The 10384-nt window shown below is 66.5% G+C and carries 8 protein-coding genes; 3 read left to right on the top strand and 5 right to left on the bottom strand.

Annotated features, from left to right (window positions below):
• On the top strand, positions 1-440 hold a 440-nt coding region (locus G3N97_RS32340; protein WP_205996996.1), incomplete at its 5' end, for a PepSY-associated TM helix domain-containing protein.
• A gap of 128 nt (positions 441-568) precedes the next feature.
• On the opposite strand, the gene G3N97_RS32335 is transcribed toward G3N97_RS32340, so the two are convergent.
• The 3 genes from G3N97_RS32335 to aepX are packed head-to-tail and all read right to left on the bottom strand — an operon-like array spanning position 569 to position 4546.
• Complete coding sequence (locus G3N97_RS32335) at positions 569-1636, bottom strand: 2-aminoethylphosphonate aminotransferase (protein WP_205996995.1); 1068 nt, start codon at positions 1634-1636, stop codon at positions 569-571.
• Between the two features lie 10 nt (positions 1637-1646).
• Positions 1647-2855 carry a phosphonopyruvate decarboxylase gene (gene aepY, locus G3N97_RS32330; RefSeq protein WP_205996994.1) on the bottom strand — a complete coding sequence of 403 codons (1209 nt, stop codon included), beginning with the start codon at positions 2853-2855 and terminating at the stop codon, positions 1647-1649.
• Complete coding sequence (gene aepX, locus G3N97_RS32325) at positions 2852-4546, bottom strand: phosphoenolpyruvate mutase (RefSeq protein WP_065063333.1); 1695 nt, start codon at positions 4544-4546, stop codon at positions 2852-2854. Before aepX ends, aepY begins: the two co-directional genes overlap by 4 nt.
• Positions 4547-5354: 808 nt before the next feature.
• On the opposite strand from aepX, the gene G3N97_RS32320 reads away from it, so the two are divergent.
• Both G3N97_RS32320 and G3N97_RS32315 read left to right on the top strand, forming a co-directional pair.
• Entirely contained in the window at positions 5355-6902 is a 1548-nt protein-coding gene (locus G3N97_RS32320; RefSeq protein ID WP_205996993.1) for a methyl-accepting chemotaxis protein, read from the top strand.
• Positions 6903-7124: 222 nt separating this feature from the next.
• The gene (locus G3N97_RS32315; RefSeq protein ID WP_205996992.1) at positions 7125-8864 is read left to right on the top strand and encodes a penicillin-binding protein 2; all 1740 of its coding nucleotides are present in this window, start codon (positions 7125-7127) and stop codon (positions 8862-8864) included.
• On the opposite strand, the gene G3N97_RS32310 is transcribed toward G3N97_RS32315, so the two are convergent.
• Both G3N97_RS32310 and G3N97_RS32305 read right to left on the bottom strand, forming a co-directional pair.
• A complete protein-coding gene (locus G3N97_RS32310) occupies positions 8861-9223 on the bottom strand; it encodes a DUF4148 domain-containing protein (RefSeq protein ID WP_346778156.1) in 363 nt (120 codons plus the stop codon). The genes G3N97_RS32315 and G3N97_RS32310 overlap by 4 nt on opposite strands.
• 148 nt (positions 9224-9371) lie before the next feature.
• Positions 9372-10124: a Crp/Fnr family transcriptional regulator gene (locus tag G3N97_RS32305; RefSeq protein WP_241030968.1), complete on the bottom strand. Its 753-nt coding sequence runs from the start codon at positions 10122-10124 to the stop codon at positions 9372-9374.
• Positions 10125-10384 lie beyond the last annotated feature (260 nt).

Genomic DNA, 10384 nt, shown 5'->3' with positions numbered 1-10384 from the left:
CCGACGCCGCGCGCACGCGCATCGTCGCCGAAGCGGCCGCCATCGGCCGACGCGAAGGCATCACCGCGCCGCCCGGCGGCCTGTTCGCGATGCCCGCATTCGGCGCCTATGGCGTGGGCTACTACGCGGCGGGCAACGATCACGGCGACGCGGGGCTCGGCAATCCGTGGCTCGTGATCGACGGCCACAACGACGCGATTCTCGGCAGCCAGATTCCCGGTCGCGGCAGCGCGGGCGACATCTTCATTCAGGCGCAGTTTCCGCTGCACTCGGGCCGCATCGCCGGTTTGCCCGGACGCATCGCGATCAGCTTCACCGGCATCGTCGTGGCGATGCTCAGCGTGACCGGCGTGCTGATCTGGCTGAAAAAAGCGCGCGCGCGCCGCAAATCGTCGAAACAGAGCGTGCCCGTGCGCACGCGCGAACGCACCGCGAGCTGATCGCCGCGTCGATTGCGTCGATCGCGTCGATCGCGACGCACGCCGGAAACAAAAAGGCCTTGCAGCGCTTTCACGCAGCAAGGCCTTTTTTTACGGGCTAAAACGAATCGCTAAACGGTCGTCAAGCCTTATTGCGCGATCGCGTCGAACGACGCGAGCAGACGCTCGACGTCGGCGGCATGAATATCGCCCATCGTCGAGATGCGGAACAGCTCCTTCGACAGACCGCCCTGCCCCGCGTAGATCACGAAGCCGCGCGCCTTGAGCGCGTCGTGCAGCTTCGGATAGTCAATGCCCGCAGGCAGACGGAACGCGCGCAGCACCACCGACGACTCGTCCTTCGGCAGCACGCTGTCCATGCCGCGCGCGGCGAGACCGGCACGCACCTGCTCCGAGAGCGCCGCGTAACGCGCGTGACGCGCCTTCCAGCCACCTTCGTCGGCCAGCTCGCGCAGCGCCTCGACCAGCGCGTAATACGCGTGCACCGACGGCGTGAACGGCGTGTTGCGCTGATCCTGCAGCGTCGCGAGACGCTTGAGATCGAGGTAGTACGTGCGGCTCGCGGCCGTGCCGAGCGCCGCGCGGCGCACGATCACGAAGGCCGCGCCGGGCACGCCGTGCAGGCACTTGTTCGCGGTCGCGGCCACGGCGGCGATGCTCGTGTCGTCGAAATCGATCGCCTCGGAACCGAAGCTGCTCACGCCGTCGACGAGCATCTGCACGCCGCGCGCGCGGCACGCTTCGCCCAGCGCGCGCAGATCGTTCAGACGGCCCGTGGTGGTCTCGTGATGAATGATCGCGACGTGCGTGAACGACTTGTCGGCGTCGAGCGCGGCGGTGATGCGCGCGAGATCGGGCGCCTGCATCCACTCGTGCTTCACGACTTCGTGCGCGATGCCGTACTGCGTGGCGATCGCGGTGATGCGCTCGCCGTACACGCCGTTTTCGACGATCAGCAGCTTGCCGTTCGCGGGCACGAGCGAGGCGATCATGCTTTCGACCGCGGCCGTGCCGGAACCGGTCATGAGCACCGCCTGCCATTGCGCGGGATCGAGATCGTAGACGCCGACGAGACGCGTGCGCGCCTCTTCCTGCACGTCGAAGAACTCGCTTTCGCGATGGCACAGATCTTCCTGCAGCAGGCTGCGGCGCACGCGTTCGGTGAGCGTGACCGGGCCGGGATTGAGCAACAGCATCGGCGATTCCTTATTGAGCGGCGTTGACGGCAGCCGCAGCCTCGGCGCCGATATGGCGCATGAGACGCGACTTGACGTCGGGCGGCGTGATGGTCGGGCGCGGCAGGCCGTCGGGCGTGCCGCGCTTGATCGTCAGGCGTACGAAGCGTGCGCCGGCGACGCCGTTCGCACCCGTCGCGCGTTCGCGCGCCGCGTGCAGCACGGCGTCGAGCGTGGCGAGTTCGTCGCCTTCCACGGCGTCGGCGTAACCGCACGCGGCCGCCACGTTCGCGAACGACACCTGTTGCGCGACGGTGGCCTGGCCGCCCGTCGAATCGTGCGCGCCGTTGTCGAGCAGCACGTGCGTGAGGTTCGACGGACCGTAGGCGCCGAGCGTCGCGAAGTTGCCCATGCGCATGAGCGCGGCGCCGTCACCGTCGAGCGCGACCACGTTCAGATCCGGACGCGCCAGCGCGAGGCCGAGCGCGAACGAGCTGACGCAACCCATCGAGCCGACCATGTACAACTGGTTCGAGCGGTCGTCGATTGCGTAGAGTTCGCGGCCGCAGAAGCCCGTCGACGCCACCACCACCGTCGATTCGGCAGGCGTGGCCGCGATCACGCGTTCGAGCGCCTGCTGGCGCGTCGGCAGATCGTCGTAGCCCACGCCCGCGAATTTCGACTGCGCAACCGGCAGCGCATGCTTCGCGGGCATCGAGCCGCCGCCCTTCAGTTCGAACGGCGCGACGCTGCCCTTTTGCATCACGAGCGCGTACGGGCGGCCCGTTTCGTCCATGTGGCGGATGGCGCGTTCGAGCACGGGCGCGATCTGGTCGGCCTCGGTCGGGAACAGCTCCCAGGGCACGTCCATCGTGTCGAGCATCTGCGGCGTGACCGGACCCATCAGCGCGTGCTGCGGTTCGTCGGACACGCCGGGCTGGCCGCGCCACGTCACGATCAGCAGTTGCGGCAGACGGAAGGTCCACGTGAGCGAGGTGAGCGGGCTCACCGCGTTGCCGAGACCCGAGTTCTGCATCATGGCGATGCCGCGCTTGCCCGCGAGCGCGACGCCCGCGATCAGCGCCACGGCGTCGCCCTCGTTGGCCGAGCTCACGTAATGCAGCGACTCGTCCTGCAGCACGTAATTGATGAACGGCGTGAGGAACGAGCACGGCACGCCCGCATACCATTCGAAGCCGCGCTCGCGCGCCGCTTCGACGAACTGTGCCGCTTCGATCATGCCTTCGCCTCCGGCGACGAGCCCGCGTCGCTGCCGATCGGCGTCTGCGCGTGCGCGAAGTCGCCCGCGCGGCGGAAATCTTCGAGGTCGTTCACGCCGCGCCAGTGGCCGCGCACGTATTGCACTTCGATCTTCTCGCCGTCGGCGATCAGCGCGTTGAGCAGCGCCGGCATGTCGAGCGTGTCGAAATCGGCTTGCGTCTGCAGTTGCGCGAGCTTGTTCTTGAGCTTTTCACGGCCCGCGCCGCGCACGTTCATCAGACCGATCCAGCGACCCGCGGGCGCGACGCCCTGCGATGCCTGATCCGACGACACGCGTTGCAGATACGTCTTGTTGCCGAACAGGCCACGATCGTCGCCCGACGAGCACCACGCGAAATCGCGCACGCTCGCGTTTTCCGTTTCCGGCGACGAGTCGATCACCACGCTGAATTCCGCCTCGCTTTCCACGAGGTCGCGCAGGATGTAGCTGCGGAACAGCAGATCGCCGTACGAGATCACGGTGTCGTTCTTGAGCGCGTCGACGGCGCACGCGAGCGAGGCCAGTTCGTTGGTCTGCGCGTAGCGCTCGTTGCGCGCGAGCTTGATGCCCGCCGTGTCGATCGCTTCGGCCTTGTAGCCGCCCACGACCGTGATGTCGTTGACCGCTTCCTTCTTGAACGCGTCGACGAGCCAGCGCAGCAGCGGCTTGCCCGCGACCGGCAGCATGACCTTCGGCTTGTCTTCGGTCACGGCGTCGAGACCCGATCCGCGGCTCGCCGCCAGCACGATCGCCGAACCGGCCGAACGCGTGGTCGAGAGATAGCGGTTCTCGGCTTCCGAGTATTCGTCGGCGTCCTGCAGACGGAAGATTTCGTTGACGGTCGCGATGCGGTCTTCCACGTCGACGAGCGTCTGCGTTTCGTAGATCGTGCGCGTAACGGCCTGCATCGCCGAAACCGCCGCGCGGATCTGGTGGTTCGCCCAGATCACCGTGCTGATGCCCGCCTTGCGGAACACGTCGGTCGGCGTGCTGTAGTACTTGGTCGGCACGATCACGAGCGGACCGCGGCCGGCCCATTCGCGCGCGAACGTGAGGATCTCGTCAGGTTTCGAGAGCTTGCTGTGGATGAGGATCGCGTCCGCGCCCGCGAGGCGATACGCTTCGGCGCGCTTGAGCGCTTCGTCCATGCCCCAGCCTGCGATCAGCGCCTCGACGCGCGCCACGATCGAGAAGTTCTCGTCGGTCTGCGAGTCCTTGCCGGCCTTGATCTTGCCGCAGAATTCGTCGATGTCGGCGAGCGGTTGCGCTTCGCCGCCGATGAAGCTGTTGGTCTTCGGGAACACCTTGTCTTCGATACAGACGCCGGCGATGCCGCGCTGTTCGAGCTTGCGCACGAGGCGGCGCACGTTGTTGAAGTTGCCGTAGCCGGTGTCGCCGTCCAGCAGGATCGGCAGGTCGCTCGCGTCGGCCATGAACTCGAGGTTGTCGACCACCTGGGTCCAGCTCGCCTCGTTGTTGTCGCGCACGCCGAACTGCGCGGAGATCGAGAGGCCCGAGCCCCAGATCGCCTTGAAGCCTGCTTCGCGCGCGATGCGTGCGGACAGGCCGTTGTGCGCTTCCATCAGGAATTCGAGTTCGTTGCTGACCAGCATCTGACGCAGCCGTGCGCTGCGCGATGCCGGAACCAGTGCGGGTTCGCGTGCGTTCATTGTGTGACTCCAGTGGACGTCGCGTGGGCGCCGGGTTGACCCGCGCCGCGCGCGTCGCATCGTTGGGAAATGACTTTTCTGGCCTGGGCGCCGCCGCTTGTCGCGTGCTGCTTGCGTGCTGCCTGCGTGCTGCTTTGCATGCTTGTCGCGTGCTTGCCTGCGCGCGCTTTGCGTTGCGTCGCGCGATGCCGGGTGCGTTGCGGATTGCCGTACTGCCTCGCTTGCGGACGACTTGCTTTTCGCTTGCGAAACACCGACGTGCCGCTTGCGAATCGCCCGCTATTCTGGAAGCGAAGCGCGAATAAGAATTGATCCTGCATCCGCGAGCAGGAACCGCAACCGACGCGGTAACAGACTCGGGACGCACACAGGAACGCACTCGTTCGCAGCCCCTACGACAACGGCGCGACACCCGCATGACAAGGGCAGCCTTGAGCCGAAGCCGCGACTATAGCGGAAATGATTATTGCTTGCCCTCGAATCCCGCCAGAAGTGGCAAATCATGGAGTTGCTGTGAAATTTGTGGCTTTTAAGCGCGAATTACGGCGTTTTTTGTACTCATGTGGATAGCGCTCGATATGCACGCTCAAAGCGTGTGCATATGCACGTCTGAGCGTCCATCGCCACGCGCATCAACGTCTTGTTTTGTATGAGGAAACGGTTGCACCAAGGGTTCGTCCTGACTCGCCCGCGCGTTCGGAAACGCCGTTAACACGCACAGGCGGCGCGCTCGCAACGACGCGCGCGACGCCCGGATCGACACTCGATTCATTGCACCGTGCCAAGCCCTCGAACCATCCGATAGACGATGACGCTCAACACCAAACTCCGCTCGATGATCACGATCCTCTGGATCGGCCTGCTGCTGATCGTGGCCTTCGGCGCATGGCAAAGCCGCGACTCCATGATCCGCGAACGGCGCGCGCAACTGACGACGCTCGTCGACGAAGCGAGCAGCATCGCGAACTACTACTACGGCCTCTCACAACGCAACGCGATGCCCGAAGCCGACGCGCAAAAACAGGCGCTCGCCGTGATCGGCTCGATCCGCTACGGCAGCGACGGCTATCTGAGCATCAACAACTCGCAGGCCGTGATGCTGATGCATCCGATCAAGCCCGAGCTCAACGGCAAGCCGCTCTCCGGTTTCACCGATCCCGCGGGCAAGCACGTGTTCACCGCGCTGTCCGAAGCGGCGAATCAGCCTGGCGGCGGTTTCGTCGATTACCTCTGGGCCAAGCCCGGCCATAGCGAACCCGTGCCGAAACTCAGCTACGGCAATCGCTTCGCGCCGTGGGACTGGGTGATCGTAACCGGCATGTATATGGACGACGTGAGCGCCGCATTCTACGGCAGCCTCGTGCGCTGGCTGCTCGTGACCTTCCTGCTCGGCGGCATCGCGACCGTGGTGATGGTGTTCGTCGTGCGCAGCGTGCGCGGCAGCATCGGCGGCGAACTCGAAGTGGCGGTCGACACGGCCAACCGCATCGCGCAGGGCGATCTGACTTCGCGCATCGAAACGCACGGCAGCAACGCGCAGAGCCTGATGCGCGCGCTCGCGACCATGCAGGGCGCGCTCGTGCAGACCGTGGCGCGCGTGCGCAGCGGCGCGGAGAACATCAACGTGGGCGCGAACGAGATCGCCGCGGGCAACACCGATCTCTCGCAGCGCACCGAGCAACAGGCCGCGGCGCTCGTGCAGACCGCGTCGAGCATGGACGAGATGACGTCCAACGTGCGTCAGAACGCGGACAGCGCGCAGCACGCCGCCACGCTTGCGAGCGAAGCCGCCGAAGTGGCGACGCGCGGCAGCAGCGTCGTCGACGACGTGGTGCGCACGATGGGCGCGATCACGACCAGCTCGCAGCAGATCGGCGACATCATCGGCGTGATCGACGGCATCGCGTTCCAGACGAATATTCTCGCGCTGAACGCCGCCGTCGAAGCGGCGCGCGCGGGCGAACAGGGACGCGGGTTCGCGGTGGTCGCGTCGGAAGTGCGCAGCCTTGCGCAACGCTCGGCCGCGGCCGCGAAGGAGATCAAGACGCTGATCGAGCAATCGACGGGCACGGTCGCCGAAGGCCAGCAACTCGTGACCAACGCGGGCACGACGATGGGCGAGATCGTGCAGTCGGTGCGGCGCGTGCACGAGATTCTCGAAGAGATCAGCCACGCGTCGCGCGAGCAGAGCGCGGGCATCGAGCAGGTCAATCGCGCGGTGGGCGAAATGGATCAGGTGACGCAGCAGAACGCCGCGCTGGTCGAAGAGGCCGCCGCCGCCGCGCATTCGCTGAAGGATCAGGTGACGGGGCTGCGCGAGGCGATCGCGAGTTTCAGGTTGCCGGTGGCGGCTTGAGCGTCACCGTCTGACCGTCTGATGGCCGATGTCCGGGCGCGCCTCGCGCCACGCGGACATCGGCGCCCCCGCCTCCGTTCCCCGCCCCCGCCGTCGCACACACTTTCCCTGCGCCGCATCACACCCCGCGCGTCCGCGCACCGGCACGCAAATTTCAATTAAATTACACACAGTTTACAATGACATTCGACTGACACCCCAACAGACGCACCCCGCCTTCCGATGATCCGCTCGAGAAAACCGCCGCGCGACCCGCACGCCACCGCGACCCGCCATCCGATGCTGGCGTCGAAGCTGCCCGCCTGGCGTTCGAAGCTCATCGTGTTCATCACGTTCTCCGCGTTTGCGGCGCTCGCGGGCCGCGCGCTCTGGGTGCAGGTCGTCAATCACGATTTCTACGTCAAGCAGGGGCAAAAGCGCTATCAGCGCACGCTCGAACTCGACGCCATGCGCGGGCGCATCGTCGACCGCAACGGCGCGATCCTCGCCGTGAGCCTCGAAACCTTCGAGATCTGGGCGAATCCGAAAATTCTCGACGAAGCCGCCTGGTCGCCGCTCGCGAAACTGCTCGACATGCCGCTCGCGGAACTGCGCCGCCGTCTCGCCGGCGACCGCTCGTTCGTGCTGCTCAAGCGCCAGGTCGACGCCGACACCGCCGCGCATATCGACGAAATGGCCACCGGCGGCATCACGCTCATCGCCGACTCGAAGCGCTATTACCCCGAGGGCGAATCGGCCGCGCACGTGGTCGGCTTCACCGACGTCGAAGACGCGGGTCAGGAAGGCGTGGAGCTCGCGGCCGAAGCGCGTCTGCGCGGCACGCCTGGCCAGCGCGAAGTGATCCGCGACCGGCTCGGGCGCGTGATTTCCGAACCGAGCGAACGCGTGCAGCCGAAGAACGGCGAGACGGTGCAGCTCACCGTGGACCGCCGCGTGCAGCAGCTCGCCTACACTCAACTCAAGGCGGCCGTGGCGAAGAATCATGCTGAAGCGGGCAGCGTCGTGGTGCTCGACGCGCAGAACGGCGAGATTCTCGCGCTCGCGAACTATCCGTCGTTCGATCCGAACAACCGCGCGCGCCTCACCGGCAAGCAGTTGCGCAACCGCGCCGTGATCGACACCTTCGAGCCGGGTTCGACGATCAAGCCCGTGGTCGCGGCGCTCTCGATGGATCTGCGCAAGGTCAACGCCAACACCATCATCGATACGTCGCCGGGCACGTACCGCATCGGGCCCGCGGTGATTCACGACACCTCGAATCACGGCCGCATGACGGTGGCCGAGGCGATCCAGAAGTCGAGCAACATCGCGCTCGCGAAGATCGCGCTGAACCTGCCCGCGCAGACCATCTGGAACAAGTATCAGGAATATGAGCTGGGCGTGCGGCCCGAAGTGACGTTTCCGGGCGCGGCGGCGGGACGCGTGCGGCCGTGGGCGCGCTGGCGTCCGATCGAGCAGGCAACGATGGCCTATGGCTATGGCCTCTCAGCTTCGCTGCTGCAGATCGCGCAGGTCTACACGGCCTATGCGGGCGACGGCACGATGTATCCCGCGAAGCTGCTGCGCGGCGCGCCCGCGACCGCCGCCAACTCGCCGCGCGCGGTCACCACGCCGGCGACGGCGGCGGCGCTGCGCAGGATGCTGGAAATGGCGACGACGGAAGGCGGCACGGGCCGCGCCGCGAACGTCGAGGGCTATCGCGTCGGCGGCAAGACCGGCACCGCGCGCAAGCAGATCGGCGCGGGCTACGCGAAGAACCGCTATCGCGCGCTGTTCGTCGGCATGGCGCCGATGAGCGCGCCGCGCGTGATCGTCGCCGTGATGATCGACGATCCGGCGGGCCGTTCGTACTATGGCGGCACCGTCGCGGGCCCGGTGTTCGCGGGCGTCACGCAGGGCACGCTGCAACTGATGGGCGTGCCGCCGGATCTGCAGGCGGCACAGTCGCCGCAGTCACGTTAGTGTTGCGCTGAAGCGGCGGGCGACGCCACGCGCGTGCCCGTCTCTACGGCCTGCGCCGGTTCCACGCCGTAGCCCGCTTGATCCACTTCGGCCACGTCCTGCACGCGCGGCTGAGCCTGCGCCACGCGCGCCTCTTCGGCGCGCTTCGCTTCGAGGCGGCGCATCGCGGCTTCGATATCGTTCGGGTAATTCGCGTTGCTGGCCTGCGACGGGTTATAGCCCACCGCTTCCAGATCCTTCAGTTCCTGCAGCACTTGTGCGCGCGTCACCGGACCGTTCTGGATGGACTGCGCGAACGCGATCGCCGGCGCAATCGCCATCATCGAAACCAGCGCCGTGCGTAGCATTGCGTTCTTCACCTTGCTCTCCTGTGTCAATCGATGCGACAAGTCTACGCAGCGAGCGCCCGCGTAAAAACGCACCGCACAGGGGAGGACTGTTCCAGTCCGCGAAAGACTGGAGAGGATTGCTGGCGTGGGCGCGTGAAAGGCGCGCACGCGTGCGTCGTCAGATCTGATCGCGCCCGAACGCGCGCAAGGCGTCGAGATTCACCACGTCGACGCGGTTGTACGCCAGCGTGACGAGCCCTTCGCGTTCGAGCGTCTGCAAGGCCTGATTGACACGCTGACGCGACGCGCCCGCCAGCATGCCGATCTCTTCCTGCGAGATTTCCAGCGCGCGGCCCGTCTCCGGATAGAGATCGGGATTGAACATCTGCGCGAGCGCCTGGGCGATCCGGGCATCGACATCGAGCAGGCGGCTGTTTTGAATCAGCCCGATGAACTCGCCCATGCGGTTATTCAACTGATGGATGACGAAGCGATTGAACGGCAGGCTGCTGTCCATGAGGCGATGAAACGTGTCGGCGGGCACCGCCATCACGAGCGACGGCTGCAGCGCGATGACGTCGTATTTGCGCGGCTCGCGCTTGATCACGCTGCCCTCGCCGAACCAGCCGCCGTGCGGCACGCCCGAAAACGTGCATCCGCGTCCCGAGGCGTTGAAGATGGCGAGCTTCACGAGCCCGCTGCTCACGCCCAGCCAGTACGCCGACGGCGCTTCGCGCGCGGCCACGGTCGCGCCCGCCGCCCAGCTCTGCGCGTGCGAGGTGTCGAGCACCCACGTGCGGTGTTCGGCGTCGAGCGAGCGGAACCACGCGAAGCGCTCGAACAGCGCTGCGAGCCGCGCAGCGTCGCGCGCGTCGATACGGCCCGCAGCCGCGGCGCTGGCGTGGTCCGGAGGCATAATGGGCTGCGTCATGGCGCTCACCTTGAAATAGATCATTGAGCGCGGTCGCTCTGTCGCGCCAGCGACAGACTCGCGCGCGCGGTCCTGCTACGGTAGCGCGAATCATACCGATAAACCGTCAATCCGCACGGGCCGTCAGGCCGCCGCGAAGCACATCGCAAAGCACGTCGCAATGCATGCCGCTTTGCACGGCACGACGCCCCGCACGCAGACAGGAGACAGCGCCATGTTGCATCCGTACGAAGACGGCCTCGCGCCGCGCGAAGCCAACT

This window comes from Paraburkholderia sp. Ac-20347 (genome assembly GCF_017104805.1).
In the GTDB taxonomy this organism is placed as follows: Bacteria; Pseudomonadota; Gammaproteobacteria; order Burkholderiales; family Burkholderiaceae; genus Paraburkholderia; species Paraburkholderia tropica.
Note: the sequence above shows the minus strand (reverse complement) of the source record. Positions and strands in the feature narration are given on the sequence as shown.